The sequence below is a fragment of the sulfur-oxidizing endosymbiont of Gigantopelta aegis genome (genome assembly GCF_016097415.1).
GTDB lineage: Bacteria > Pseudomonadota > Gammaproteobacteria > GRL18 > GRL18 > GRL18.
In genome coordinates, this window is sequence record NZ_JAEHGE010000001.1 from 2,934,203 (window position 1) to 2,960,549 (window position 26,347).

Sequence of the window (26,347 nt, forward strand, 5' to 3'; positions counted from 1 at the left end):
CCGCCCATTACCGTTGACGGCCATCGGCTCCTCAGCCTGTGTGCCGTGAAGATATTGTAACAGGATCATTACCGTTGTGAAAATACCTTGGGTGAATGGAACGGCTCTATCGTTTCCAGAGGGCAAAGCCCTTTCTCTTCATCTGTTTAAAGTTAACATGAGAAACTAAAATGATAGGAAATACACAAATGACAAAAATGAGCCAAAAAAATTTTCTTACTGTCCGGAAAAGTGTTGACACATCAAACTGAAAATGTTTTCTTACAAGACTTGCATCGATAACGACTAGAACCTGATTTTGTTTTCCCAAAAGACTGGTAAAATTCTTTTCCTAACTTAATACTAATGAGATTATTTTTACATGAATTATCAGGGCATGACACCTCTGGAGTTTCTTTTAAATATTCTTCAATTCGCTGTAATTCATCCCAAATTCCTTGATTGCTCTTAACTGGGAATAACTCATTACAAGACTTGCAAATCAGTTTAGTAACTGGCTTTCGACTACCACTTGATAATTTGTAGCAGTCTTTTTGTGATTTATGGAGTTTAACTTGGCTTTCTGTGCTGGCAGGAACACCATAATTTTGGCACAATGGATTTTTGCAAAAATTAACCTGAATATCGTTAATTTCAACTGGAATTCTTGGTTGTTTTATATCAGAAGATATTTTATCCATTTAGATATCCCCTTAAATGTTGATTTTACAAGAATAATAGCTTAATTTATCGCATTTATCAACACCTTTATTTATCGGCTTGAGAAAATGATGGGGTGACTTTGAGAACTCGTCCAGGCATTTCTGCCACTAAATCAATTTCTGATTTGGCTTTAACACTGCCCTGGCTTCTGACATTCAAACGGACATCTTGTGGAAAAACTTCCAGAACCCTAACCAAGGGTGGTTGGGACTCCAAATCCATGGGCATTAATTCACGCTCGTTGTGAGCCAGTAATTGTGAAATAACAACGCCCACAACTAACATGACTATGGGTAAGGCGATTTTTAAAAAGGTGTTATTCGATTTATTTTTCATCGTTATATCTTTTATAATTTATTAGTATCAATAACAGAACATGAAAAATTCAAATAGATGGGATACTGATGCGGTATTTTAAAAAACTTAAGTTAAAATAAATGGAATGGTTAGAAAATAGAGAAGAAGATAAATAAAACGACATTATTTATCCTATATCTGAGTCATCCATAAACTCGAGTCAACATTGACAAAACTTATTCCTTAAAATAAAACGACACATTCCCTTGTTGTTACTAACAAATTTTTTTTCTGCTGCCAACAAACATTGATTGAGCTTTACTGTCCTTAATTGACAGTATAAAAACATATATAGATTTTCAAATCAAATAGGATAACCCTAGGTGTTTCTAGGAATAACGGCAGGTAAAAGCATTCATTTCACGATAAACCCAATAGCGACAAGCGGTTTAACAGGAGATTGTTTTTGTACCACAAACAAGTATTTTTTGAAAATGTGATACAGTTCCAATAGGCTCGACTATACCCCCATGATACTTATTCTTCATTATCTGAAGGCTCACTATTAGCGCCTTTGGAAACAGCCATCGCAGTGGCGCATTCGACGATAGTTTTAGCCGCTAATTCATTAAATTCATCACTTAATGAATCATTTTCTAATTCCTTCACAAAGCCCGAAAAACTTTGAGTGTTTTTGTCTTCATCAACCTGATATTGTATTTTTAAATGCGCCAATGAAGTGCCTAACAATTTAATACAGGTCGCCAATTGTTCCTTGCTCGCTTGATGTAAGGTGTCATCTAGCAACACATTTAAACGTGTTACATCATCCAGAGAGAGTTTTTTCATACGGTATAAGGCCTTTGTTAGCGGTTTAATATCTGTGCTTTTAGGGAAGCAGGTAGATCAGAAAAAGTCAGGGTTTCTTTTTCGGCATCATAAATCACCGTATTGCCCAGTGCTTCTTCATTAATGGTAATGCTGACTTGTTGATTACGACCGCTAATTTTATTAAAGCGTCGAATAACGGTTTTATTGGGGGATATTTCATTGTTCAGCTCATATTGCTCGCTTTTGATATAATTCATAAAATCATCTACGGCACTATCAGCAACATAGCCAGAAAAATCTTTTAGTACCACATTTTGACCTTTATCGGCCTGCTCTAAACAAAAATCAGCTGATTTTTGTTTAAACTGTGATTTTTCTTCTTCATCCTGAATATGATCATCACAAAATTGATTCACAGCACTGAGTAATTCACTGGTTTCTTTCTTCGAATTAATAGTTTCATCACTACCAATAAATTTACAAAAATATTCAGATAATTTGTTGCTTTCGATGCCCTTGATCATGGAAATATAACGATCCGAATCAGGTGCTTCCTGCCATAAACTTAAATCAACACGTGCAGCAAGGTGTAATTTATTAATGTCCAGATAATCAACAGCATTTATTCCTAACTCATCATTGATTGCAATACCTGCCACATTGTTTAACATCACCACCATCATAAAGTCACTACCGAACAGCGTATAATGGACAAAAACAATATAGCCACCTGTTGCCTTGCTGGCTTGATCAATATAATGTTTTAACAAATTCATTGATTGCTGAGTGTATTCAATAAAATTAATTTGTTCGTCAAGATAACCACTGAGTAAATTCTTATTACTATTAACGGCTTCGTCTGCCGATGCATCATTATCATGAGTTTCAACAAAACGACCAAACACCTTGCTAGGCTTAGCATTATAAATCTTATTCAAGTCTTCCAGAAAGCCTTCAAGCGTCTTTGATGGCTCAAGTCCATGCTCGCTTAAGGATAAGGTGGAGGGTCCAGCATCCACCTGTTTATCAATTAAATGTACAACAATATTTTTTATAATCATTATCTAAAACTACTCATCATGAAAAAGAGGTAAAAGCATCGTTTATTGGGAACTGACCCAATAAGCCCATTTATCTTTACACTTGTAGGATGTGGTGAGGAACGAACCACATCAAAAATATTTGTTTAAAGCCTTTGATGCGGTTCGTTCCTCACCACATCCTACATTTGAAATGTAAAGCAGGTTGAGCAATCCCGTTTATTGAATCTCAATACGTTTTGAAAAGTCAAAAAAGTGCTGTAATACTGAATACAAATACCAGGTGTCTTTATTGCCACACAATTCTCTAATCGAATGCATGGCAAACGTAGGAACGCCCACATCCAAGGTTTTCACCCCTATTTCAGTGGCTGCAATAGGTCCTATGGTACTACCACAGCCCATATCCGTGCGTACCACAAAACTTTGAGTGGGCACATCGGCACTTTCAGCCAGCACTTTAAATACCGCGCCGGTTTCGCAATTAGAGGCATAGCGTTGATTGGCATTGACTTTGATCACCGGTCCCTGATTAATCAACGGGCCATGATTGGCATCGTGCTTATCTGAAAAATTTGGATGAATCGCATGGGCATTGTCCGCAGAAATCATCATTGATTGGTCAACCATGCGGGTCAAGGATTCAGCCGAGCCCGCCAAGCGTTCCAGTACAGATTTTAGAAAAGTACCCTGCGCCCCTGAGGTCGAAGCACTGCCCACTTCTTCATGGTCACTACAGACTAATAAACTGCTTCCCTGAGTATCCGCTCGCATTAAGGCATAAGTACCGGCAAAACAACTGAGTAAGTTATCCAGACGACTACTGGCAATAAAATCATCATTTAAGCCGACATAAGCAGCTTTTTGATAGTCAAAAAAGCTTAGTTCGAAATCTAAAATCTGTGCTATTTTCAAGTCATCATATTGCCGTTTAATCTGCTCCATGAGAATATTATCCAGCAAATCTTTTGATGATTTTTTATTTGCCGTGCTTGAATCAGACTGTGCCAAGACCATCAACACAGGAGGAATATCTGTTTGTGCATTAATGCTTCGATTCTTATTGGCTTCGCGATCCAGATGAATCGCCAAACTAGGAATCGTAGCGATAGGTTTATCAAAATTAATGAGTAAGGATTTCATCACTTGTTTATCATCACGATAAACAATTTTGCCTGCCAAAGACAAGTCACGATCAAACCAGGGGTTTAATAATACCCCACCATAGACTTCAACGCCCAACTTCAAATACGACTGTGCCACAATCTCTGCATTGGGTTTTACTTTTAAGCAAGGGCTATCGGTATGCGCACCTAACATTCGCACGCCACTGTTTAACAGCTCATCATGCCCATAAACAAAAGCAATAAGCGATGAACCATTGCGTGTTACATAATAGCGTTTACCTTTTTCTAATTGCCAAGCATCTGCTTCACAAAGCCCTTCAAAGCCATAGGATTCTAATAAGGCTATCTGATTTTTCACCACATGATAGGGCGTGGGTGAGGCATCAAGAAAAGCAAATAAATCCTGATTAAAATTGTCTAATTCAATTGGGTCAATATGATCAACAGCTCTGACATCACTCATATTTTATTGCTCAGTATGAACATTATAAGTGGCGGAACGATTTTTTGCCGGTACTACATATTTACGTGAAGCTAATAGTTTTTTTGCTTCTGAGGCTTTCACCTCAGTAAAAATAGGCGAACCACCTAGGGCTTTGTATTCAACATCAACTCGTACATAATAAGTCTTTCCCGCTTCGACAGTCATTTTAATTGAGCTACCCTGCTGTTCATATTGATCCGCCACTTGATAAGTATGTTCTCCAGCCTCAGTAAATAGATAAAAATAGCTGTCCTGCGCCATCGCCCCGACAACATTATCACCTTCAGAGACATTAAAGCGATACGTCGAGCCAATAAAACCCGGTGTGCGATAAAAATAAATCAAAGCCTGATCAGCCTTAGCTTCAGGAAAAACCTTCTTTTGTGAGTAATCAACCGAAGCGCAAGCACTTAAAATTGATAATAGAGCTGTAATAATGATTAAACGTATCATATTGTTCATTGTTCTAAATATTCCTTTTTTAACTGTTCAGTAAACTTCCCATTGCAAACTCAATAGCTTGTCTTTGCAGAAGCCTATTTAAGTGTCTTAGCACAATCTCGGATCAGCTCATGCCCCTGATAAATAAACCCGGTGTAAATCTGTACTAATTCTGCCCCAGCAGCAATTTTATCCTGAGCATCCTGAGCTGAAAAAATGCCTCCAGCGGCGATGATGGGAATCTGTCCCTGTAGACAGTCAGATAAAACTTTCACCACATGAGTCGATTGCTGAAACACCGGCACACCGCTCAATCCACCCTGCTCATCAGCATTAGGCAATCCTGTGACGGCATCACGGGAAATGGTCGTATTCGTAGCAATCACGGCATCAATTTCTAATGCTAATAACAATTCAGCAATGGCTTTTATATCATTGTCTTCCATGTCAGGGGCAATTTTTACTGCTAAAGGCACATACTTCTTAGTCTTTTTAGCGAGTACATCTTGTTCTGCTTTAAGCACCGACAAAAGGTGTTTCAATTCGTCACCAAATTGTAAACTGCGTAAGCCCGGCGTATTCGGAGAAGAAATATTAATGGTGATGTAATCGGCTAAGTCATAAACTTTTTGCAAGGCAATTTTGTAATCATCCGCTGCCGATTCAACCGGCGTAGAAAAATTTTTACCAATATTAATACCAATAATTGTCTCAGCCTGAGAGTGCTTTACCTGTTCAACTAAATGTTCCACACCCTTATTATTAAAGCCCATGCGGTTGACAATTGCCTGTGCTTCAGGGATACGAAATAAACGTGGTGCGGGATTGCCAGGCTGAGGTCTGGGAGTCACAGTACCTATCTCAATAAAACCGAAGCCCACAGCCACTAGGCCATCAATATAATCACCATTTTTATCCAATCCCGCCGCCAGTCCAACAGAGTTGGAGAAAGTCAGACCCATGACTGTTTTGGGTGCCACAATAGGCTGGCCAAAGATAAAGGAGGATAATTTTAATGAATGGACGAGCTTAATTGCTTTTAAGCCCAATAGATGTGCTTTTTCAGCATCAATACTGAAGAAAAAACGCCGGATCAGAGGATAAATAAATGACATGAATGTGCTCAGAAGCCTTTGGATAATTGACAGCAAACATGAAATTACTAATGATTGCCAATAAAGCAGTGATTATCCTAAATAACACCTGATAAATCCAGTCTTCACTCATTCAATTTTGCCCAAAGCAGGCGGGCTATTGAGATAAAAAGAGGTAGATACCGCTTGCAGAAGCAAAAATTGCAACGACAATATTCATTACTTTAATTTTTGTAGTAGTACTATTTTTTTCCTGCTTCATTGAAGTCAATGCGCCAAAAGCCGCAACAACCATTACCACTTCACAGAAAAACACCGCAATCACTGTCGCAATTTTATCATCGCCACCCCATTGCTGCGTATAAGACAAATAAGCCATGCTAAAACCAATAAAAGCAACAAAAAAGGGAAAAAGTGATGCGTAAAACCAAATACTTTGTTTCATAGAGACCCACTGAAGCTTATTAAAAGCTATATTATAACAATAATAAGCACAAGGTCATTATTAAAATAAGCAACTCTCTTGATTCATCTCAAGCAAATCTGCGATCTGCCTTTTCACGTTGTAAAACCCGCTGCCCTGCGGTTAAAAAATTATCGAGTTGATGCTGGTGCAAAGGCTGTAGATTTTTTAATTGCCCACCAATAAAAGTTCTGCGCCCTGGAAAAGGCTCAAAATCAATATAACGCACATTAATATTACAGTTAAAGTTCATAAAATCCATATCAATATGACAGGATACGATGGCATTATTATCTCCCTCGCAGGCAGGCTCAGGCCAATAACCTTCTACAGTAAACAAAACACCATTGGTTGATAGATTGCTCACCTGTCCTGAGTACACCGAATGATTAATAAGCACTTCTGAGGGGGAGTTAATATTCATGCGAAACTCTTTACGACGTTGGCCTTTTTCCAATCGCCTAGGAATTTTTACTTCATACAAAATATCACCATCATCCAAAATAATATTGCTTACTTTGGAATTAAACGAAAATACTTCATGATCACTATTGGCCTGAGTCACAATCATCACTGGATCATTCGCCTCTAAAATCACCCGTCCCTGAGCGCTTTTCTCCGCAATAATAAGACTATTACGCTTCCTATCCATAGTGATTGCAGTTGATAGCCGTTGTTCCCCTGAAGCAGATATCAACTCCAAAGTGCTATCCTGTCTCAATTGATAGATAAACTCATCCCTGAGTAATTTTTCCAGAATTTTTTCAGCACTTTCCTGCTGAAACATTTTGTTGGACATAAATTTAAAAAAAGACATACGCTTAAAACCTATAAAGGGCAAAATTTTGCCGGTGTATTCAGTTGTTCTAAAATTATTAGTTTAACCTAAAAAAATCAGTTGAACCTACTGCGACCGCCTTATGCACTGAATCTTAAGGATTTTCCAGAACATTTTGACTTCACCCGTAGGGTGACTACGAATAAAGCCAAAATAACCTGTAAAGCCCTTAATCTTCAGCACCTAAGTCGCTCTCGCTACGATTCAACTGATTATTTTAGGTTTAAACCTAGAAAATCACTTAAACCTCACCCCAGTCATGCACTTGTGACTTATTGGCAATCTGCTGTTGAGATGAGGCAGTCTGTGCAATAGAGTCTCGATAGGATGGCCACTCATCATTCGAGTATTCATCAAACATTTGAGCAAAAAAAGGATTGCTCTCTTCCTGTTGAAAATCGAGTCGTGGCGAAGCTGTTGGTGTAGAAATATTTTGCATCACAAAGCTATTTTTCTGCGCTTCATCCTGATCACCCCATATATCATCCAGTGATTCCTCAGCAACCATTAATAGCTGCTCACCGAGATCATATTGAGTCTCGTGTCGTATCGCTGAATTGGCCATAGATGTCAAAATACCGGCTACACCGCCCATTAAAGCACCAAATAACGCGCCGCCGACCAAGCGCGATCCTTCAGAGGCATCATCCTGGGTTTGTTCTCGATAATATTTTGCTATCACAGGCATGTGCTGCATAGGGTTCACCATGTCGATAACATCAGCGAAGTTAAAGCCATCTTTGCCCCAAAATGGTTCAGCTCCTACTGCTTTGCTAGACTGATTAGGCGTTTTATCTGCGGTTATAGCGGTCGCTTGTGTGCTTGATATGATAGGCAGTAATTGCATGGCCAATAATTCCTCTTAAAATATCCTTAGATCAAGAGATGCAATCATTAAGCCAATTATTTGATAGATTAAGTGAATTAACAAACCACCTTGGGATTATAAACAACGAACTTATTTTTACCCTCGGCTTTGGCCTGATACAGAGCCGTATCTGCCTTAAACAATACATCATCTGAGTCTTTGTGATCGCCAAGGTTGGAATCAGTGACACCCAGACTGATCGTACAATTGACGCGATTCTTTTTTAAACTGAAATCCGTGCGCATAATACTCTCTCTGATTTTTTCAGCAATGATTGAAGCGCCGTTGAAATCAGTATTAGGCATAATGATCATAAATTCCTCACCACCATAACGTCCTAAAATATCCGTTGAACGGATCTGATCAGAGGCTATACCGGCAATATTTTCAATAACCACATCTCCCATCTGATGCCCATAAGTATCATTAACCTGTTTAAAATCATCAATATCAAACAGAATACAAGCGAAGGTTTCGTTGAAGCGCTTACTACGCTCAAATTCTGTTTCCAATGATTCCATTAAAAAAGCACGATTATAAATATTACTGAGCTGATCGACAGTGGCTGCTTTGTATAAAATAACTTTTTGTTTTTCTACCTCATTATAAGAATCAAAGAGTTTTTTCTGATTAATATCACTAATTTTTGTTATCTTGACAAACTCTTGTAGTAAGTCACTATAATGTCCAGCCAACTTAGAATATGCCTCATTTAACTCCGGAAAATCAATATCTTTCTTGTTCAACACTAGCTCAATTTCTTTGAGCGTTTTGTACTCACCTTTAAAAACCAATTCTAATTTTCCTAATTCAATATCCATGATACCTTTGCACTCCGATAATTTAGTAGGAAATTAATTCAAATGGCACTTCCATATCTTCCTGAAATTCTTTACCGGTCTCTTCTATGTCCTTATCATTGGCTTTAAAATACCACTTCACCTGCACCGTACCGCCAGCATTAAAATATTCTTCAACCCGATCAATGATATCAAACAAACATTTTGTTGAACTGGAGTTTAAATAATTAATACGTAAATTCAGTGTTATAGCACCTTTTACATCGCTAATATAATCATCCATCCAGTCAAATATCGGACTAAAAAATTCGGCCGCATCAACAGGATAGGAGTTACCATCCATATTAATATCACCATTTTGGGCATCGCAGGCAATACCCAGGGTATCCTTAGAAGCGGAAATCATTAAATTATTCATTTTTCCTCCTTAGCGATACAAATAGTGATTATTAAAAAGTGGTGCTGTTCATCAATTTTTTTCATTTCATAAGCTATCGGATTACCCGACTTTCTCAACATTTCAATAAGGCCAATACCAGCGCCTCGTTTGCTTTCATTACGTGCTTCACGTAATTTTAGTTTATACAGTTTTCTTAGCTCTGAATCATTAAGCCCATTCAGATGCTCAATATATTGCGCTAATTCTTCTATTTTTTCTTTTTTAATCAAATTGCCGGATTCAATATTATAGCAATCATCATTTTCTCTAATGATGATTATCCCCTCACCTTCAGAGTTTTTATCCGTAACATTTCTTTCCGATGAGTGATTTTGTAGGTTTTGTGCTAATTCAATGAATACAGAATAAATTTTTCGTACTAAATATTTTTTATTTTCCTCAGGCGTTTTTTGTTCTTCACCACCTTCTGAATTATTATCCTCTTCATCCATCAGTTTCATTTTCAAGGTATCAACAAGCGTTATTAACACACCTTGAGAAATCTGACCTTCAAATGATAAAATAATATTATTTTCAATAATTTCATGTCGAAAACTCATTAAATCAAACTCACTCATACTATCCCCTATCCCCTATCCCTAATAAATAACATTTTTGGTTTGAGCGCCCGCTATTTGAACACCAACAAGCGTAATATCATCCCTTTGGGACTCATTATTTTGATGGCGGTGTAACAACTCCAAAAGCAATTCTTTTTGTTCAACCATATTTTTATGTGCTATAGCTTCCAACTTAGCTTGCAGTTTAACTGAACCTAGTTTTTCATCTTGAGCATTATGCTGATCGACCAGGCCATCACTGCTCATATAAAGCATATCACCTTCATGAATTTCTAACTCATGGTTAGTAAATTGCCGTTTTTCCTCTTTTTGCCTACCACCAATGGACTTTCGATCACCCTTAATTTCAATCAGCTTATTATGTTCGTCTTCACCATTGGAATTACTAATAATTAAATATAAAGGCCGTCTAGCACCTGCAAAAACGACTTTATTATTATCAAGATCTATCTGACAAAGGCCAATATCCATGCCTTCATTCCCTTGTCTTTGTTTACCATTCTGCTTTAACACCTTTCTCATATCATCATGCAAACGTTCGAGAATAATGGCTGGACTCAGGGAATTATCTTCATTAACAATTTTATTCAATAGCATATTGCCAATCATTGATAAAAATGCCCCGGGAACACCATGCCCCGTACAATCAGCCACCGCTAACAAAACTTTATTAGCGGTTTTATAGAACCAATAAAAATCACCGGAAACAATTTGCTTGGGTTTACTTGATTGTTTTCATCGCCACGCATAAAAACCTTGGCATCATGTCTTTTAAGTTAAAGCGTCTATTAAACCGATAACAAAATTCAGCAAGATACCGAGGTAAATGTTTTGAGTTAATGGAATGATAGCTTCCCTTCATAGAGTTTTTAATATTACCTATCATAGTGTTAACCCAGATAAACTCAATTTTATCAACACTTGCCGCACCACCACCCGTGACGATTGGAACATGCTTACAGTCAGCTTCTTTAACCGCAGGAAAACAATTTAACCCATCTGAGTAAACAGTACTTCCAGGTGTTAAATGAGTTTGTGCCCATCGTTTTATTTCACTGGATTTAAACCCTTTAAGCACATTTAAATTCATTGCAATCGGGTGTCCATCTTCATTAGTAGAAACGGCTGCAACGAACGGTGTTTTATTTTCTGAACCACGACCTCTGGAGCCGCCTCTGTGCTCACCACCCCAGTAGGCATCATCAATTTGAATGATGCCTGATAAAGGTTTACTGTCATCACGTTCTTTCATAACCTGCATGATCTTTTGTTTCATACTCCAGGCTGTATTGTAGCTTACCTTAAGCTGTCTCTTTAATTCTAATGCTGAAACCGCTGTCTTCAATTGAGTCATAAGATGAATCGCTAAAAACCACTTAGATAAAGGCAGTTTGGTACTATCAAATATTGTCCCACAGGTTGCTGATGTCTGATGATGACAATGGTGGCACTGATAAAGATGGCGATGTTCTAGAGTGCAATAAGTCTTATTGCCACACTCTGGGCAAACAAATCCATCAGGAAATTTCCATTTAAATAAGGCTTGTCGGCACTGTTTGTCAGTGCCATAATCATTAAAAAGCTCAAATAAACTATAACCTTCTTGAAACTGAATTTTATTTTTTGACATCATTCTACTCCACACATAATCTATACTTTAATTATAGTATAATTATAGTATAATTATAGTATAATTATAGTATAATTATAGTATAATTATAGTATAATTATCGAAATATGGCGGAGCTTTGTGGGTAATCAAGTGGGTTTATATATAATAAACATTTGCTGTAAAGATTCCAGTATTTTTTTATCAACCGGTAATACAGCCTGCTGAATTTTTTCTGCATATTGAATACTATGAGTAATATGCTGGTTCTTTTCTTCAATAATCTTCTTAGTTTCCTCAATTTCCATGTTCTTTTCCAACAAGGCTTTATTCATACTATTGAGTTCTTGGGTTCTGACATTCACCCGCTCTTCCAAGGTTTGATTATTGACTTCTAAATCACTATAAAGTCGGGCATTCTCTAAAGCAATGGCAATTTCTGCGGATAAAATCTTTAACACTTCAACCCTTTTCGGAATAAAAGAATTACTCACTAGGTTATTTTCTAAATATAAAATCCCCACCAACTTAGATTTATCCACTAGAGGCACACACAAAATCGATTTAATGCCATGTTCACAGATATATGGGTCAGTGCTAAATTGTCCCAACTTTGCTGCATCTTCCAAGACGATCACTTCTTTACTACGGGCAACATAACGTACTAGCGGAATAGAAACGTTATCCGCTTCATCCAGAGGCACTTCAATCTGCTTAAATATCTCCTGCTCAAATTCAGTCGTCACCTGTGCAACAATGTTTAATTCGCTATCGCCTTTAAGAATAAGCGCACCTTTTTGAGCGCCTGCATTTTCAATCAAAAACTGCATGAGTTTTTGTAATAGTTTATCCATCACAATTTCACCGGAGAGTGTTTGTGAAGCCTTACTCAGAGTCGCAATATCCAGTCTTGATTCATGACTGGATGACTGAGTACGAGAGCCATCAATCACCGTATCAATTGAAGTCACTGTATCAATTGAAGTCACTGTTTCAACCAAAGTGGCGGTGTCTAAAAACTTGGCGGTTTGATTAACAGCAACATTTAATAAGCGTGAATATTTTTTACTTAAAAAGCGTAACTTACCTTTTGCACCCCAACGATAATAAAGATATGAGGCTTCATTCATATACAGTGAAGCAATTTTATAGTTACGTTTTTTTGACCAGAAACAGGCATATAACTCATTGGACAAACTTTCCAGCCACAATGATTCTATTTCCTTCGCATGTTTAATGGCTGCTTCATAATGATAACAAGCTTGATCAGTCTGGCCAGCTAAAACCGACTCCTCTGCCATAACGAGATTCCACATGGTAGAAAAGTTTTCAGGACATAATTCATACCATTGTGTTAACTTCTTTTTTAATTTTTTATAGATTTTTTTATGTATAGCATTAATTTCTGAGGCATTATCCTGATTTGTCTTTGCTAAGATAGCTAAACAAGTAAAAAATACATAAATAACCCGCGTAAAAGTACCATCCTTAATCACATCATCGGTAATTTCGGGCTGGGTCGCAATATCAACGGCAGCCTCAAACTCTTCGTAATAATAATGTAGCATCAAGCGACAAACCACATGATAAAACTTACCCATTGTTGAGGTAACATTGGTTTTAAAATAAGCCAAAGCTTCAGCTTCTTGACCCTCCAGCATATCTAAGGCACCATCACCAGTGCCATCCTTTAAGGTTTCACCCGCCAAGTTCTTAAATAAATTTTGATGCAGGGTATGCACATAAAAAGGTTCTAGCTGTTTCGCTTTATCTGAAAAATTAATTTCTCTATGGGTGATTTTAAAAATATCATCCAGTGATTTAGAAAGCACCACTTCTTGCCAAAAACCAAATAGATAAATATAACTTCCCCAGAAATATTCCCCCGTATCAATCAATTTTTGCAAACCAATTCGTCGCGGTTCCTGAGATTCAATTAATGCTTGCTTCCAATACAAAGCAAAACTGGTTGACATAAAATAACACCGCGCTTCCATCGGTGGATTGTTAATTTTTGTATTATATTCCATTGCCAGCACACCGAAGCGATGTGACTCTTCAAAATCATCTAATTTTGACCACAATAGTGCATAACCAGAATAAGCAAAAGACGCAACAGGGCCGTTACCATGCTTTAATGTCAAATAGAACATACGCAAAATAATATAGGGCAACAAATTTGTTTCACCCTGTAAATAGGTGGGTGCAACTAACTCTTTAAGCAAACTAAACACAGCATCAATGTCTTTGTCCTTACCGGTGTTGCCAAAAGTTGGCATCGCCATCAGTTCCTGACTAGACTTCTTACCTAATTTTATTTTTGTTCGAGCTAACTCACCCAGCAGTTGCAGCATATTGGGATTGCGTGGTAAGTTCACATCAAAATAACGTAACGACTCTAAGGCGATATCAATTGCCTTATCCATTTTTCCCGCACCGCCGAAATAAAGAATCAAAAGGTTATTGACTGCAACCTTATCTTCGACACTCTGACAATTAGCCAATAATTCTTCAGCCTGTTTAATGCCATTTTCAACGTCACTGAGCAGAAAATAACATTCAACCAAGCCCTTTCTTAAACCAAAATCCAGACGATAAAATTTGTTTTTGTCATCTTGGCTTGAACTGCTTTGATTAATTTTTCCAAGATACTGAATGCCAAACAAAAAATATTGTAATGCTGGCTGATAAGTTGTAGCACTCTTCGCTTTTTTACCCACGATTTTATTAATATCAGCGAGTTTAAAACATTCATCATTCGTGGTAATTAAAGCAATGCTTTTGTTAAAGTGTTCAATAATATCAAAAAAATAAACTTCCTGCTCAGCTTCATTCTGTTCGCGTAACAAATCATCCAGTAACAAACGACCAATTTTTAAATGCACTTCCTGCTTTTTATTTTCATCAATTAATGAATAAGCAGCTTGTTGAACACGATCATGTAAAAAACGTTCGACTATTTTTACAAATTCAATATCAGCATCATTATCATCATCATCCATGCTAACCAAAAGTGCATGCGCCTCACCCTCGGCATATAATAAACCCATTTTTACCGCAGGCCATAAATGCTTTGCCGTACTAATTAAGTTTTGTTCACTAATAATGGCCAGGTTTTTTAAATCAAAGGAATTACCAATGCATGCGCCCAGACGCAATAATTCTCGTGTTTCTACCGAAAGCACCTCCATTTCAGATACCATCAAATCAACCACATTATCTGAACTACTCTGCGCTTCGATCTGAGCCAAATCCCAAGACCAAGCTTCTTTATTCACATCAAAACTGAGCAAGCTATTTTTATAAATATTATTTAAAAAGTGATTAACAAAGAAGGGGTTTCCGGCAGTCTTCTTCATCACTAACTCAGCTAGCGGTAGAGACTTAGGCAGTTCTGTATAAATCGTTTCACAAATCAGTTGATTAACATGATCCAAACCCAAGGATTCCAGGGTCAGTTTTGGCACTCTCATCCCTGTTGCTCTGATTTCATTGATAGCGATAACAAATGGATGATGTTCGTCTACTTCATTGTCACGAAAAGCACCTAGTAACAAGAAATGATTCAGTTGATCACCACTCATAAACAATTTAATTAAATTTAAAGTGGCTGAATCCACCCATTGTAAATCATCAATAAATAAGACTAGCGGGTGTTCTTTTTTTGTGAATAATTTCAAAAACTCCTGAAAGACACGATTAAAACGGTTTTGATTTTCTTCTGTGCCTAAATGAGCAACCTCTGGCTGAGAACCAATGATTTTTTCCAGTTCAGGAATAATATCAATCAAGACCTGACCATTTGGCCCCAGGGCTGATAACAATTTTTCACGCCAGGCTTGTAATTTTTCTGTTGATTCTGACAACAATTGCTTAATCAAGCCTTGAAAAGCATCTGAAATTGCAGAGTAGGGAATATTACGCTGATACTGATCAAACTTACCACTGATAAAATAGCCTTTTTTGGCAACAATAGGCTTATGTACTTCGTTAATTAAAGCTGACTTACCAATACCTGAATAACCACCCACCAAAAACAAAGCACTGCCATCATTGGCAATTTCAGCAAAGCTAGCCATCAGGCTGGCAATTTCTTTTTCACGGCCATAGAGCTTTTGTGGAATTTCAAAACGCTCCGAAATATCCTGAGTACCCGGTTTAAAATGACTGATCGTGCCTGTTTTTTGCCATTGAGTTCGACAAAGTTCTAAATCATATTTCAGTCCAAAAGCACTTTTATAACGATCTTCTGCATTTTTTGCCATCAGTTTGAAAATAATAGCACTGAGGGCTGAATTAGCAGTTTTTTCTATCCCCGAAAGAGGCATGGGTTCTTTGGCAATATGACAATGCACCCAACTCATTGAATCATCAGCGGCATCATAAGGTAATTTACCACTGAGTAATTCAAAGAAAGTAACCCCAAGCGAATAAAAATCGGTGCGATAATCAATTGCCCGGTTCATTCTGCCTGTTTGCTCGGGTGAAATATAAGCGAGGGAACCTTTAAGAAGATCGGTATTATGACTTTGTTTTTCCCGAGATAATTCCGTTGCAATACCAAAATCAATAATCCGAATTGATTCTGTTTGTGGGTTCCATAAAATATTTTGCGGCTTTATATCTTTATGAATAATATATTTTTGATGAATCTCACCTAAGCTCTGGGCAATCTGAATGGCAATCTTAAAGAAAAAATCTAAGGAAAAACTTTGTTGTTGCTTACGAAGAAAGGAGAGGTCTTTACCTGAAACATATTCAAGAACGATGATATGCTTATTTTCAAAGTTTTCTAAAGAAAAAACATTGGCAACACCTTCTATATTATCAGCCAAGTTTTTTTGAAGTTGGTATTCATGCTTAAATCGCGCTATGTCATGGCGACTCGGATAGTTATCCATAAGCATTTTAATGGCAACAGGTACATTATCTGATTCACGTATTGCATGATAGATAATACTTCTGGACGAGCTATATAATAGTTCGGTAACATTATAGCCCGCAATTTTTGGATTCATTTTCAACTCTTTTATTTCACTCTATTTCTGTGATAATTATCCTACATAATAGCTCATAGATTTCAAACACACCAGTATCATATTCGCATAATTTATGAATGACACTCTTACTGATAATAGAGTACTCGTAAAACTTTAGTTTCAAGCAAAAAAAAGCGCCAATTCTTTAGAAAAGGCGCTTAAATATTTGCTTATAGCAATATGTTCTACTGCTTAATTATTTAATAATGATTCCCCAGTATAACCATCATTTTCAAGAATTTCCCGCAATCTTTTTAGCGCTTCAAGCTGAATTTGTCTAACCCGTTCTCGTGTTACACCAATTTCATTACCCACTTCTTCCAAAGTAGCGGTATCATAACCATGTAAACCAAAACGGCGATCCACCACTTCACGCTGTTTATCATTTAATTGCATCATCCACTTATCGAGGCTATCACGCATATTTTCATCTTGTAAAAATGCAAATGGCTCAGGATTTTCCGTATCGGGAATAGCATCAAGTAATGGACGATCTGCATCAGGCCCCATGGGTACATCAATTGATGAAATACGCTCATTCAGACCAAACATCTTTTGCACATCTTTAACCGGACGATCCAGTAAGTGGGCAATTTCTTCAGGGCTGGGTTCATGATCGAGCTTTTGCGTAAGCTCTCTGGCAGCTCTGAGATAAATGTTAATTTCTTTAACAACATGAATGGGCAAACGAATGGTTCGGGTTTGATTCATCAAGCCACGTTCGATGGTTTGTCTAATCCACCAAGTAGCATAAGTAGAAAAACGGAAACCGCGCTCAGGATCAAATTTTTCTACCGCACGAATCAAGCCCAAATTACCTTCTTCAATTAAATCAAGCAAAGGTAAGCCACGGTTCAAATAACGGCGAGAGATTTTAACCACCAAACGCAGATTACATTCAATCATACGTTTACGGCCTTCCTCAATCCCTTTTTGCGCCATTCTAGAGTATTTGACTTCTTGTTCCGCTGTTAGCAAGGCGGCAAAGCCAATTTCATTCAAATAGAGACGTGTGGCATCCATGTCCCCCTTAGTCATTTCTCTACGGCGTCTGCCAGTGCTGGTTTTTTCTCGGCTACATCTTTTTTGACGCTTGCCTTTGCTTTGGCAGCAACTTTCTTAAGCGGTGACTTTTTGGCAACAGTTTTTTTAGCCGCAGGCTTTTTTGCAACAACTTTTTTAGCTATAGTTTTTTTAGCGACGGTCTTTTTCGCAACAGGCTTCTTCTTTGCAACTTTACTTTTAGTGGCTGCTTTTGTTTTTCTAACCGGTGTGATGGTCACTTCCTGTTTACCAACAACATCTATAACATCATCATGTTCAGAATTGAACGCATCAATCATCGCATTTGAAGATACATTACTTAAGCACTGTTCTTTTGATTCCATAGACTCCATTGAGTCACCCCTTTTTTAATGGTCTGGGCACATAGCCTAAGCCTGTCCCCACGGAAGTTATTTGTTCAGTAGGCCGACCGACAATATTTCTATCATCGTTCGACTAAGATTAATTTATCAAAAAATCAAATACTACGCAGAACTATTCAACGTATTATTTGCGTGGTAGGTAGCTTATAGGATTAACCGGTGTGCCATTTTTCCGAATTTCGAAATGCAGCTTGTACCGATTGGTTCCTGAGCGTCCTAAACGAGCAATACCCTGCCCTTTTTTAACAACTTGTCCCTCATTAACTAATAAGCTCTGATTATGAGCATAAGCACTCAAATAAGTTTCATTGTGCTTAATAATAATTAGCCTTCCATAACCAACTAGACCTTGACCGCTATAGACTACTTTTCCAGCCTCAGCAGACTTAATCAAAATTCCCTGTGCGGCACTTATATCAATGCCTTTTTTACCACTTCCCGGTGAGAATCGCTGAATGACTTTGCCTTTAACCGGCCAGCTCCAACGAAGTCGTTTACTTCCTGTAAACGTGGCAGCCTTATTTTTTTTCGTGGCTACTCTTTTGTTATTCTTGCTTTTTGTCTTAGTGGTTTTTAAGGCCACTTTTTTCGACGATGTTTTCTTGCTCTTTTTTGTCTTACTACTAGAGTATTTGCGGCTTTTATTGCTATAAACTTTAGCTTTATTTGTGTTAGTTTTTCTAGCCGTCTTAATTAAGCGTATTTTATTACCCACATATATCTTATAGGGTGGTTTAATATTATTTCTATAAGCAATGTTTTTATAGTCTTGACTGTATCGCCAAGCTATTGAATACAGTGTTTCGCCCTTTCTCACTCGATGGTAGGTCGGGGTTTTGCCGGTATGTTTTTTTTTTACATCATACGATGTCGAATGTCGATGTTCAACCGGTGCATAGGTAGTCGAACATCCAACTAAAAAAACAAATATCAGGCTATAAAATGTCAACGCTATAACGAAAGAACTGGCTACTTTATTATTGTTCTTCACTGGCCGTTTTTTATTACAAAAAAGCCCCTTTAACCACAATTTTACCGTGTGAATAGCGTTTTTTTTCATTTTTGTGCTTAAATTATTGCTTACAATAGTAATATTAAGTACATTATGAACATTTTTTGTGAGCCAAAAAGTCATAGTACACTTATATTTTATAAATAATATAAGCAATTACCCCAAGAAACACCACGAACCACCCTAAAAATTCAACATATTGCTTGAGTTTGAGTTCCATTTCTTTCCCTCCCCACTTTATTAAAGAGGCAATTAAAAAGAAACGCGCCCCCCGACCGATAGCAGAAGCAATCACAAAAGGAAAAAATAACATCCCGACAGCACCGGCTGTAATGGTGAATACTTTATAGGGTATAGGGGAAAATCCGGCAATAAAAATAGCCCAAACCCCCCACTCAGAAAACCACGCCTGAGCACGTAGATAATGCGCTTCCCAACGGCCTCCATCACCGATAAGTGATTGAAATAAATCTAAAAACCACATTCCCAGGGCATAACCAAAAATACCGCCAGCCACTGAAGCGAGGGTGGTTATCAAGGCAAAACGAAACGCCTTGTCAGTTTTTGCAAGCGACATCGGTGCCAGCATCACATCGGGAGGAATAGGGAAAAAAGATGACTCAGCAAAACTTAACCCCGCTAAATATCGTTCTGCATGAGGATGACGGGACCAGTTCATGACTTTATCATAGAGTGCTGAAAATAATTTCATTTTAAATTTTATCCATTTTTATAAAAATACAATATTTCTAAGTTCGACCTTTAAGAAGTGGGACAAAACTTACTTTTTCGAGTGTTTTTTTGTGAAATTTATTACCGACCCTTTGAAAAAGCAACAATTCCTGTTCACCTTTTTTCCCCATAGGAATAATGAGTCTACCACCATCAACCAATTGTTCTAACAACGAGGTGGGCAATACTTCCGGTGCTGCAGTGACGATAATGGCATCAAAAGGGGCTTTTTCAGGCCATCCCCAGCCGCCATCACTATAGCGGGTCAGGACGTTATTTAATTTTAATTGACGAAATTTGTCTTTAGCAGTGTCCAATAGAGGTCTAATTCGTTCGACACTGAAGACACTAAAAACAAGTTTCGATAAAATAGCCGTTTGATAGCCCGAGCCTGTTCCTACTTCTAAAACCCGCTTAATGGGGCCATCAGCAAGCAATAACTCAGTCATACGAGCAACCATATAGGGTTGTGAAATGGTCTGACCATGACCAATAGGTAATGAGATATTTTCATAGGCGCGACTAGAAAGCGCCTCATCGACAAATAAATGCCGAGGCGTTGAAGCGATAACACTGAGCACATCTTCATTTTCAATCTGATGTTCTCGAAGAATATTAATTAACCGATCCCTGGTTCGTTGTGACGTCATCCCTACTCCGTTAATGGAGAGGCTCATATACAATGTATCCTTTTTCTCACAGCGAATTTAATCTCCCGTTAAAAATTATGGTAACTATTCAGTGAAATTTCCGTATCAGTTTAAAGCTTTTGTAACCAAGCGCCCAATTGTTCCTGGGCCTCGTAATTGGTTAAATCAATCTTAATGGGTGTCACAGATGCCTGATTATGATTAAGTGCATAAAAATCAGTCCCAGGACCGGCATCAGCTTCATCGCCCACTGGCCCTAACCAATAGACTTTTCGGTTTCTGGGATCGATGGCCTCAACTGCTGGTTCAGCCTTATGCCTTTTCCCTAGGCGGGTTACTTGCACCGATTCTAATTGTTCATAGTCAATATCAGGCACATTGATATTTAAAATTGTATCTGATGCTAAGGGTTCGACTTGTAATTTATTGATAATTTTAACAATGAGGCGTGCCGCTGTAGAAAAATGTTTCCCTTCAAAACTGCCCAGAGACACCGCAATAGCTGGCAAACCTAAGAACCGTCCTTCGGTTGCCGCAGCCACCGTACCGGAATAAAGAATATCATCGCCCATATTAGGACCACGATTAATACCGGAAACAATAATGTCCGGTGGATCATCTTTTAATAGTGCCGTGATAGCGATGTGTACACAATCTGTTGGCGTGCCATTAATCGCAATAAAGCCATTGCTAGCCTGTTCAGGCAATAAAGGTCGATCCAGGGTCAAGGAATTGCTAGCACCACTGCGATCTGACTGAGGTGCAACCACGGTCACACGGGCAATCTTTTGCAGGTGTTCAACCAGACAATTAAGTCCTTCTGCTAAATAACCATCATCATTACTAACAAGAATATGCATTCAGTTTCTTTTTTATATTTAGCAAATTCATACAGATTCACATCCATACGTCATAAAATTTTATTTGTTTGCTTGCGTTTTACTTTTGTTTACTTTTGTTTTTTTTTGTTTTTTTTTAGCTTTACAATAAGTCACGTGCGATAATACTTAAAATTTTACTATTTTCATACAGTTGCGGACAATTATTTGTCCTTTTAATGTTTTTTTACTGAATAAATGAATTTGCATGACTAAAAAGCAGACAAATGACGATTTTTCCAGCTTTAAGGCAGCCATAAAAGGCGTTAAGCCTATAAAAAATGATCGCATCGATCTTTATGCACACCCGGAAAACACGCGGCCTTTTAAAGATAACAGCCAATACCACGACGAAGCGACACATGCACACTTATCGGATGAATGGGAATCACCCGAAGTTTCCGGTGAAGAAATCCTCTTTTTTGCCCGTCCCGGCTTACAGTTCAAAGCACAGAAACAATTAAGACAAGGCAAAATCATCATCGATGATCACCTCGATTTACATGGGCTCACGATCAGCGAAGCCAGAGAAACTTTATTAGAATTTATTCTCTTTGCGCAAAAACAACAAATTCGCTGTATTCGACTCGTGCATGGCAAGGGCTATCGCGCAACGACTGAAAAGCCGGTATTAAAAAACAAGGTCAATAGCTGGTTAAGACAACACCCCGACGTCCTCGCCTTCGCTTCTGCTCAGCCTAAAGACGGTGGTGCGGGGGCAATGTATATTATTCTTAAGAATGTTGATTTTTTAGGTTAATCCCACAAATCAACTTCCTGACCCTCTTCTCGCATACGATCAGCACGACGTTGTACAAAACGTTGAAACTCAGATTCCTTTAAATATTCTTGAGTCAAAACATAATCAAACAATGCCTGCACATGGAAGGTTTTTAAATAAGCATCAGAACGAAAAACAACCTTATCACTGCCTGCCTCATAAAACAGCATCGAAGGCGTATATTGAACATCTAACATGGTGGCTAATTCCTTCTGCGTCACAGACTGCCCCTTGGGGCCGATAATTTTTTTATCTGAAGTAATATCAACCTGAGCAATGGTGAATTGTTTTAATTGCTTAAAAACAGGCAAGCGTCTAAACACATTACCATGTAATTCATCACATTCAAGACAACTGCCCTGCTCAAATAATAACATCACTGGTTTTTTACTGCTTTTAATCAACCCGGCCAGATCATCAGACTTATGAATGAATTTTTCAGTTTTTATATTAGGTCGTGCTGTTTTTTTTGCAACAGACTCTTTAAGCTGAGATTTTTTTTCTGCTTTGAAGTAATCATTAAAGCTTGAGACATCAGCCAATGATTTACCCGATTTAACGAGCTCTGTTTTGAGTAAACTATAGTTGAGTGCTGAGAGAAATTTATCCGGCGCATAATAACCATTCATGCGAAATTGAGACTGCCCTTGCGCATCCCAAATCACCAACGTTGGAGTGAACATAATTTTCATTTTTTTGGCAAATGCTTTTTCCGTCAGTTCCTTGCCATCTAATAGCGTGACAGTTTTATCTGATGTGTCAACACTTTTCCGGACAGTTTTCTAAATATTTTTTTGGCTGTTTCAAGTGATTTTTGTCATTTTGTATTTCCTATCATTTTAGTTTCTCATGTTAACTTTAAACAGATGAAGAGAAAGGGCTTTGCCCTCTGGAACGATAGAGCCGTTCCATTCACCCAAGGTATTTTCACAACGGTAATGATCCTGTTACAATATGACTAGCTTGGCTTTCATTCGCTCATCCATCGACCAGCCAACAATTTGCCTAGAGAATAAGTCAATGACAACCGCTAAATATAACCAGCCTTCCTTGGTGGCAATATAGGTAATATCACCCACATAGTAGCGATCAGGTTGAGAGACAGTAAACTCTCTTTCCAGTAAATTTGGAGATATACGCTTATTATGCTTGGAATTAGTCGTCGCTTTAAAGCGTCTCTTCGTTTTACAAAACAAACCGGCTTTTTTCATTAATCGACCAATTCTCCGGCGGCTTATATGAACGCCTTTTTCAGCCAGTTTTCTTTTAAGACGACGGGTTCCATAAGTCTTGCGACTGTCTTCAAACAGTTTTTTAGCTGCTCAGTAAGCGCTTCATTTTCTTTCTCTCTATCCGTTTTAGGAGAGCTAACCCAATCATAATAGCAACTACGGGAAACATCCATAAAACGGCACAGAATCGTTACCGGGTAATCTTTAGCCTGATCAGTTATCCAAATTCTGATGTATATTTTATTCGTTTTTTTGTTTGAGTCATAGTAGTCGCATTAGCAAAACCATTGACAACCTCAGTGCCGACAAGCAAACACTATTGGAGTTAAGCAATAAACTGCATTCAACATTGGACTTAGACAGTTTAATTACTTTACTCAAGCTTGATATCACACCGATACTCAATTTAGATGATATGCTTTACCAAACACCAGAAAATACTGATAGCATTGATCCCAAGGGTCGTCACCTTATTTCTTATCAACTCGTGTTGCAAAAAAAGAATTTGGGCGAAATAGCTTTAATCCGACGCACTCGTTTCAATGACAAAGAACAGCAATTTATCGAAAAAATCTTAGTTGCACTACTCTCGCCATTAAATAATGCACTGGAATATCAACATGCCATGAAATTGGCTCTACATGATCCCCTAACCGGTGTGTTTAATCGTTTTGCCATGGATTCTATGGTGTCACGTGAAATCGATCTATCACAACGCAATAATACTCCACTGGCCATGTTGGCCATTGATATTGACTTCTTCAAAAGAGTCAATGATAACTACGGCCATGCTTATGGTGATGCTGTTCTGAAGCAGATGACCAAATGTGTCAAAGAATGTACCCGTACTTCTGATGCCATGTTCCGTTATGGTGGTGAGGAATTTAATTTATTATTAAATAATACTGATTTATCAGGCGCTCAAGAATTAGCAGAAAGAATTCGCCAGCACATTGAAACAACAGCCTGTGAACATGAAGGACAAAGCACTCATATTACTGTCAGCATAGGAATCAGTATTCTTAATGATGATGATAATCAGGCCAGTTTTTTTAAACGCGCTGATAATGGACTTTATCAGGCTAAGAAAAATGGACGTAATCAGGTAGTGAATAGCAAAAAGTAATAGCAAAAAATAACAATTCGGATATAAAATACCCTTCAGTTCACAGTTTGTTCACATACCATCTGCTATACTTATACCCAAGATATTTGCAAGTACAAAAAGCGAAACGATTGAGAACAACATGAACCAAGAACACCTTGAAAATTAATTTCAACGGGCTATAAACTCATTGCTCTGGAAACAGACTCCCCCGAACAAACCATTAATGATTTTCGACCTCTCGTCAGAGAAGGCAAAGCAATCTACCTTTGGGAAAAAGAGACGGGTCTAAGTCGTATGGAAGCATCACATATTACTATCCCCAATACTAAAACACCCGAGATGGTTATAAATCACATCAGACAGAGTAATCTCTACGGTATTTATTTATTGGTTGGTTTTAATAATGACATTGCGAAATACAGTTTACAAACTTCTTTTGAGCAAATAGCTGATGATAGAAATACTAATAAAATCGTTATTTTTGTTGATCACTATTTTAACTACCCCCATAAACTCATGAGAAAGTTACTCATTACTCAAGAGCCTTCAGTCAAAGCCAGAAATTCTCAAATAGCTTAAACTGAGTTTCATCGCAGAAATACGTACTTTTTCATGTGTCAGGCTTTATATTGCGGAATTAACGCTTTCGGCTTTGTACTTTTTTCTTTTTCTTTGATTTTCTACGATTATCCGGCATGACCAAGCGCTTCTTGTTTTTACCACGCTGAGTTTTCAGCGGATTAACAACCCGTCCACGATGATCCATTTCAGGCTTATTAATGTGCAGGCCGACACTCTCATAAAGATCCAGCATCTGTTTTTCATCCAGGTCTTCCCAACGCCCCGGTTTTTGCCCACGCGGTAAAGAAATAACGCCATAGCGAACCCGTTGCAAACGACTGACAGTGGCGCCGATAGCTTCCCACATACGGCGTACTTCACGGTTACGACCTTCTTTAAGTGTCACATGGTACCAGTGATTAGCACCCTGCCCCCCCTGATAACTGACCTTTTCAAAATTGGCCAGACCATCGTCTAAAGTAATGCCTTCTTTCAATTGACTGACATCATCATCGGTCACTTCACCCAAAACACGTACTGCATATTCTCGAACAATTTCACTTGATGGATGCATTAGCAGATTGGCTAATTCACCGTCATTGGTCAGTAAAATCAAGCCCGAAGTATTGATATCCAAACGACCAACAGAAATCCAACGCCCAACTTTCAGGCTTGGCAAGTCATCAAAAATGGTTTTTGAATGTTCCGGATCATTACGACTACAAATTTCACCCGGTGGTTTGTGGTAGGCAAGGACTCGTTGTCGAGGTTTTTCCCAGGCTATAAATAATTCTTTATCATCTAGAAAAATACGTTCTGAACCAACAACCCGATCACCTAACTTGGCCACTTCTTTATCAATTTTAAAACGTCCCTGAGCAATTAATCGCTCCGTTTCACGACGTGAAGCATGACCAGAGCGTGCAATGACTTTTTGCAGTTTCTCACCTTCAGGTTGCCATTGTGGCACTTCGCGTTCAGCCTCTTCTCGTTCTTCCTGTTCAATGAATTCTTCTTTAGAAGGTAATTCTTCCTTTTTTTGAAAAATTCTATTAGGATCTTGCACCGTCTGTTGAGGTGCTGAATGCTTCTTCGGTGAGCTGTGTTGCCCTGATTTCTTCTTATTTGTTTGATTAGAAGAGGAGGAACGATAATAGTTTGTCATTTTAGGGAGTCTTTATTTAATTCTGTATCAATAGATGGGTATCGTTTAGATTATAGCATCTTTCTAATTTACAGGCATAAATAATGGCAGGGAATCATATTGCTAAGATAAATCAATTTGAAATAGTAATTTTACTGAAGAGTAATTT

At 38.0% G+C, this 26,347-nt stretch carries 28 protein-coding genes and 2 pseudogenes; 3 read left to right on the forward strand and 27 right to left on the reverse strand.

The window, feature by feature from the left end; genetic code table 11:
• Positions 1-242: 242 nt before the first annotated feature.
• From JEU79_RS14880 to surE, 22 genes are all read right to left on the reverse strand, one after another.
• Complete coding sequence (locus JEU79_RS14880) at positions 243-680, reverse strand: hypothetical protein (RefSeq protein ID WP_198264731.1); 438 nt, start codon at positions 678-680, stop codon at positions 243-245.
• A gap of 67 nt (positions 681-747) precedes the next feature.
• A complete protein-coding gene (locus JEU79_RS14885; RefSeq protein ID WP_198264732.1) occupies positions 748-1,038 on the reverse strand; it encodes a hypothetical protein in 291 nt (96 codons plus the stop codon).
• A 498-nt stretch (positions 1,039-1,536) separates the two neighbouring features.
• Complete coding sequence (locus JEU79_RS14890; protein WP_198264733.1) at positions 1,537-1,848, reverse strand: hypothetical protein; 312 nt, start codon at positions 1,846-1,848, stop codon at positions 1,537-1,539.
• 17 nt (positions 1,849-1,865) lie between these two features.
• Complete coding sequence (locus JEU79_RS14895) at positions 1,866-2,891, reverse strand: nucleoid-associated protein (RefSeq protein WP_214660585.1); 1,026 nt, start codon at positions 2,889-2,891, stop codon at positions 1,866-1,868.
• Positions 2,892-3,089: 198 nt separating this feature from the next.
• Complete coding sequence (locus JEU79_RS14900) at positions 3,090-4,460, reverse strand: M18 family aminopeptidase (RefSeq protein ID WP_198264735.1); 1,371 nt, start codon at positions 4,458-4,460, stop codon at positions 3,090-3,092.
• Positions 4,461-4,463: 3 nt separating this feature from the next.
• The gene (locus tag JEU79_RS14905) at positions 4,464-4,943 is read right to left on the reverse strand and encodes a DUF2846 domain-containing protein (RefSeq protein ID WP_198264736.1); all 480 of its coding nucleotides are present in this window, start codon (positions 4,941-4,943) and stop codon (positions 4,464-4,466) included.
• Between the two features lie 74 nt (positions 4,944-5,017).
• Positions 5,018-6,037 carry a quinone-dependent dihydroorotate dehydrogenase gene (locus JEU79_RS14910; protein WP_198264737.1) on the reverse strand — a complete coding sequence of 340 codons (1,020 nt, stop codon included), beginning with the start codon at positions 6,035-6,037 and terminating at the stop codon, positions 5,018-5,020.
• Positions 6,038-6,173: 136 nt separating this feature from the next.
• A complete protein-coding gene (locus tag JEU79_RS14915) occupies positions 6,174-6,461 on the reverse strand; it encodes a hypothetical protein (RefSeq protein ID WP_198264738.1) in 288 nt (95 codons plus the stop codon).
• Positions 6,462-6,549: 88 nt separating this feature from the next.
• Positions 6,550-7,296, reverse strand: a complete 747-nt coding sequence (locus JEU79_RS14920; RefSeq protein WP_214660586.1) for a PilZ domain-containing protein — start codon at positions 7,294-7,296, stop codon at positions 6,550-6,552.
• 262 nt (positions 7,297-7,558) lie between these two features.
• Positions 7,559-8,164: a hypothetical protein gene (locus JEU79_RS14925; protein WP_214660587.1), complete on the reverse strand. Its 606-nt coding sequence runs from the start codon at positions 8,162-8,164 to the stop codon at positions 7,559-7,561.
• Positions 8,165-8,241: 77 nt separating this feature from the next.
• Positions 8,242-9,006 carry a GGDEF domain-containing protein gene (locus JEU79_RS14930; protein WP_198264741.1) on the reverse strand — a complete coding sequence of 255 codons (765 nt, stop codon included), beginning with the start codon at positions 9,004-9,006 and terminating at the stop codon, positions 8,242-8,244.
• A 22-nt stretch (positions 9,007-9,028) separates the two neighbouring features.
• Positions 9,029-9,403 carry a DUF1987 domain-containing protein gene (locus tag JEU79_RS14935; protein ID WP_198264742.1) on the reverse strand — a complete coding sequence of 125 codons (375 nt, stop codon included), beginning with the start codon at positions 9,401-9,403 and terminating at the stop codon, positions 9,029-9,031.
• Positions 9,400-10,002: a SiaB family protein kinase gene (locus JEU79_RS14940; RefSeq protein WP_198264743.1), complete on the reverse strand. Its 603-nt coding sequence runs from the start codon at positions 10,000-10,002 to the stop codon at positions 9,400-9,402. The genes JEU79_RS14935 and JEU79_RS14940 overlap by 4 nt, the downstream gene beginning before the upstream one ends.
• A gap of 21 nt (positions 10,003-10,023) precedes the next feature.
• Positions 10,024-10,668 carry a PP2C family protein-serine/threonine phosphatase gene (locus JEU79_RS14945; RefSeq protein ID WP_214660588.1) on the reverse strand — a complete coding sequence of 215 codons (645 nt, stop codon included), beginning with the start codon at positions 10,666-10,668 and terminating at the stop codon, positions 10,024-10,026.
• A gap of 58 nt (positions 10,669-10,726) precedes the next feature.
• Positions 10,727-11,635 (reverse strand): IS1595 family transposase, encoded by a 909-nt coding sequence (locus tag JEU79_RS14950; protein WP_198264745.1) that lies wholly within the window; start codon positions 11,633-11,635, stop codon positions 10,727-10,729.
• A gap of 128 nt (positions 11,636-11,763) precedes the next feature.
• Positions 11,764-16,632 (reverse strand): AAA family ATPase, encoded by a 4,869-nt coding sequence (locus JEU79_RS14955; RefSeq protein ID WP_198264746.1) that lies wholly within the window; start codon positions 16,630-16,632, stop codon positions 11,764-11,766.
• Between the two features lie 213 nt (positions 16,633-16,845).
• A complete protein-coding gene (rpoS, locus tag JEU79_RS14960) occupies positions 16,846-17,691 on the reverse strand; it encodes an RNA polymerase sigma factor RpoS (RefSeq protein WP_198264747.1) in 846 nt (281 codons plus the stop codon).
• Positions 17,688-18,050 (reverse strand): hypothetical protein, encoded by a 363-nt coding sequence (locus JEU79_RS14965; protein ID WP_198264748.1) that lies wholly within the window; start codon positions 18,048-18,050, stop codon positions 17,688-17,690. The genes rpoS and JEU79_RS14965 overlap by 4 nt, the downstream gene beginning before the upstream one ends.
• Positions 18,051-18,204: 154 nt before the next feature.
• A complete protein-coding gene (locus JEU79_RS14970) occupies positions 18,205-19,071 on the reverse strand; it encodes a peptidoglycan DD-metalloendopeptidase family protein (RefSeq protein WP_214660589.1) in 867 nt (288 codons plus the stop codon).
• Positions 19,072-19,222: 151 nt separating this feature from the next.
• Positions 19,223-19,804 carry a YqaA family protein gene (locus tag JEU79_RS14975; RefSeq protein WP_198264750.1) on the reverse strand — a complete coding sequence of 194 codons (582 nt, stop codon included), beginning with the start codon at positions 19,802-19,804 and terminating at the stop codon, positions 19,223-19,225.
• Positions 19,805-19,841: 37 nt separating this feature from the next.
• Positions 19,842-20,501 (reverse strand): protein-L-isoaspartate(D-aspartate) O-methyltransferase, encoded by a 660-nt coding sequence (locus tag JEU79_RS14980; RefSeq protein ID WP_198264751.1) that lies wholly within the window; start codon positions 20,499-20,501, stop codon positions 19,842-19,844.
• Positions 20,502-20,584: 83 nt separating this feature from the next.
• A complete protein-coding gene (gene surE, locus JEU79_RS14985; protein ID WP_198264752.1) occupies positions 20,585-21,334 on the reverse strand; it encodes a 5'/3'-nucleotidase SurE in 750 nt (249 codons plus the stop codon).
• 226 nt (positions 21,335-21,560) lie between these two features.
• Between surE and JEU79_RS14990 the strand changes: the two genes are divergently transcribed.
• On the forward strand, positions 21,561-22,112 hold the full coding sequence (locus JEU79_RS14990; protein WP_198264753.1) for a Smr/MutS family protein: 552 nt from the start codon (positions 21,561-21,563) through the stop codon (positions 22,110-22,112).
• On the opposite strand, the gene JEU79_RS14995 is transcribed toward JEU79_RS14990, so the two are convergent.
• The 4 genes and pseudogenes from JEU79_RS14995 to JEU79_RS15005 form a co-directional block, all read right to left on the reverse strand.
• Positions 22,109-22,675 carry a thioredoxin family protein gene (locus tag JEU79_RS14995; protein ID WP_343075012.1) on the reverse strand — a complete coding sequence of 189 codons (567 nt, stop codon included), beginning with the start codon at positions 22,673-22,675 and terminating at the stop codon, positions 22,109-22,111. The two genes, JEU79_RS14990 and JEU79_RS14995, sit on opposite strands and share 4 nt — an antisense overlap.
• A gap of 57 nt (positions 22,676-22,732) precedes the next feature.
• Positions 22,733-22,885, reverse strand: a pseudogene (locus JEU79_RS28060) (thioredoxin fold domain-containing protein); the annotation flags it as partial.
• 201 nt (positions 22,886-23,086) lie between these two features.
• Positions 23,087-23,431: pseudogene (locus tag JEU79_RS15000) on the reverse strand (DDE-type integrase/transposase/recombinase); the annotation flags it as partial.
• Entirely contained in the window at positions 23,368-23,538 is a 171-nt protein-coding gene (locus JEU79_RS15005; RefSeq protein WP_198263505.1) for a hypothetical protein, read from the reverse strand. The pseudogene JEU79_RS15000 and the gene JEU79_RS15005, both read right to left, overlap by 64 nt.
• A gap of 83 nt (positions 23,539-23,621) precedes the next feature.
• Between JEU79_RS15005 and JEU79_RS15010 the strand changes: the two genes are divergently transcribed.
• Positions 23,622-24,491 (forward strand): GGDEF domain-containing protein, encoded by an 870-nt coding sequence (locus tag JEU79_RS15010; protein ID WP_198264756.1) that lies wholly within the window; start codon positions 23,622-23,624, stop codon positions 24,489-24,491.
• Between the two features lie 276 nt (positions 24,492-24,767).
• Positions 24,768-25,052, forward strand: a complete 285-nt coding sequence (locus tag JEU79_RS15015; protein WP_198264757.1) for a hypothetical protein — start codon at positions 24,768-24,770, stop codon at positions 25,050-25,052.
• Positions 25,053-25,110: 58 nt separating this feature from the next.
• Here the strand turns inward: JEU79_RS15015 and rluB are convergent, their stop codons facing one another.
• Positions 25,111-26,199, reverse strand: coding sequence for a 23S rRNA pseudouridine(2605) synthase RluB (gene rluB, locus JEU79_RS15020; RefSeq protein WP_198264758.1), 1,089 nt, complete (start codon positions 26,197-26,199; stop codon positions 25,111-25,113).
• Between the last annotated feature and the right edge of the window lie 148 nt (positions 26,200-26,347).

What these genes read in the sequence shown, in the direction of transcription:
- JEU79_RS14880 (WP_198264731.1), bottom strand. Translation starts at nt 680, where the DNA reads ATGGATAAAATATCTTCTGATATAAAACAACCAAGAATTCCAGTTGAA.
- JEU79_RS14940 (WP_198264743.1), bottom strand. Translation starts at nt 10,002, where the DNA reads ATGAGTGAGTTTGATTTAATGAGTTTTCGACATGAAATTATTGAAAAT.
- JEU79_RS14980 (WP_198264751.1), bottom strand. Translation starts at nt 20,501, where the DNA reads ATGAGCCTCTCCATTAACGGAGTAGGGATGACGTCACAACGAACCAGG.
- JEU79_RS14890 (WP_198264733.1), bottom strand. Translation starts at nt 1,848, where the DNA reads ATGAAAAAACTCTCTCTGGATGATGTAACACGTTTAAATGTGTTGCTA.
- JEU79_RS14920 (WP_214660586.1), bottom strand. Translation starts at nt 7,296, where the DNA reads ATGTCTTTTTTTAAATTTATGTCCAACAAAATGTTTCAGCAGGAAAGT.
- JEU79_RS15015 (WP_198264757.1), top strand. Translation starts at nt 24,768, where the DNA reads ATGGAAGCATCACATATTACTATCCCCAATACTAAAACACCCGAGATG.
- rpoS (WP_198264747.1), bottom strand. Translation starts at nt 17,691, where the DNA reads ATGACTAAGGGGGACATGGATGCCACACGTCTCTATTTGAATGAAATT.
- surE (WP_198264752.1), bottom strand. Translation starts at nt 21,334, where the DNA reads ATGCATATTCTTGTTAGTAATGATGATGGTTATTTAGCAGAAGGACTT.
- JEU79_RS14935 (WP_198264742.1), bottom strand. Translation starts at nt 9,403, where the DNA reads ATGAATAATTTAATGATTTCCGCTTCTAAGGATACCCTGGGTATTGCC.
- JEU79_RS14930 (WP_198264741.1), bottom strand. Translation starts at nt 9,006, where the DNA reads ATGGATATTGAATTAGGAAAATTAGAATTGGTTTTTAAAGGTGAGTAC.
- JEU79_RS14910 (WP_198264737.1), bottom strand. Translation starts at nt 6,037, where the DNA reads ATGTCATTTATTTATCCTCTGATCCGGCGTTTTTTCTTCAGTATTGAT.
- JEU79_RS14915 (WP_198264738.1), bottom strand. Translation starts at nt 6,461, where the DNA reads ATGAAACAAAGTATTTGGTTTTACGCATCACTTTTTCCCTTTTTTGTT.
- JEU79_RS14900 (WP_198264735.1), bottom strand. Translation starts at nt 4,460, where the DNA reads ATGAGTGATGTCAGAGCTGTTGATCATATTGACCCAATTGAATTAGAC.
- JEU79_RS14955 (WP_198264746.1), bottom strand. Translation starts at nt 16,632, where the DNA reads ATGAATCCAAAAATTGCGGGCTATAATGTTACCGAACTATTATATAGC.
- JEU79_RS14905 (WP_198264736.1), bottom strand. Translation starts at nt 4,943, where the DNA reads ATGAACAATATGATACGTTTAATCATTATTACAGCTCTATTATCAATT.
- rluB (WP_198264758.1), bottom strand. Translation starts at nt 26,199, where the DNA reads ATGACAAACTATTATCGTTCCTCCTCTTCTAATCAAACAAATAAGAAG.
- JEU79_RS14950 (WP_198264745.1), bottom strand. Translation starts at nt 11,635, where the DNA reads ATGTCAAAAAATAAAATTCAGTTTCAAGAAGGTTATAGTTTATTTGAG.
- JEU79_RS14975 (WP_198264750.1), bottom strand. Translation starts at nt 19,804, where the DNA reads ATGAAATTATTTTCAGCACTCTATGATAAAGTCATGAACTGGTCCCGT.
- JEU79_RS14885 (WP_198264732.1), bottom strand. Translation starts at nt 1,038, where the DNA reads ATGAAAAATAAATCGAATAACACCTTTTTAAAAATCGCCTTACCCATA.
- JEU79_RS14965 (WP_198264748.1), bottom strand. Translation starts at nt 18,050, where the DNA reads ATGGAGTCTATGGAATCAAAAGAACAGTGCTTAAGTAATGTATCTTCA.
- JEU79_RS14925 (WP_214660587.1), bottom strand. Translation starts at nt 8,164, where the DNA reads ATGCAATTACTGCCTATCATATCAAGCACACAAGCGACCGCTATAACC.
- JEU79_RS14895 (WP_214660585.1), bottom strand. Translation starts at nt 2,891, where the DNA reads ATGATTATAAAAAATATTGTTGTACATTTAATTGATAAACAGGTGGAT.
- JEU79_RS15005 (WP_198263505.1), bottom strand. Translation starts at nt 23,538, where the DNA reads ATGGATGTTTCCCGTAGTTGCTATTATGATTGGGTTAGCTCTCCTAAA.
- JEU79_RS14990 (WP_198264753.1), top strand. Translation starts at nt 21,561, where the DNA reads ATGACTAAAAAGCAGACAAATGACGATTTTTCCAGCTTTAAGGCAGCC.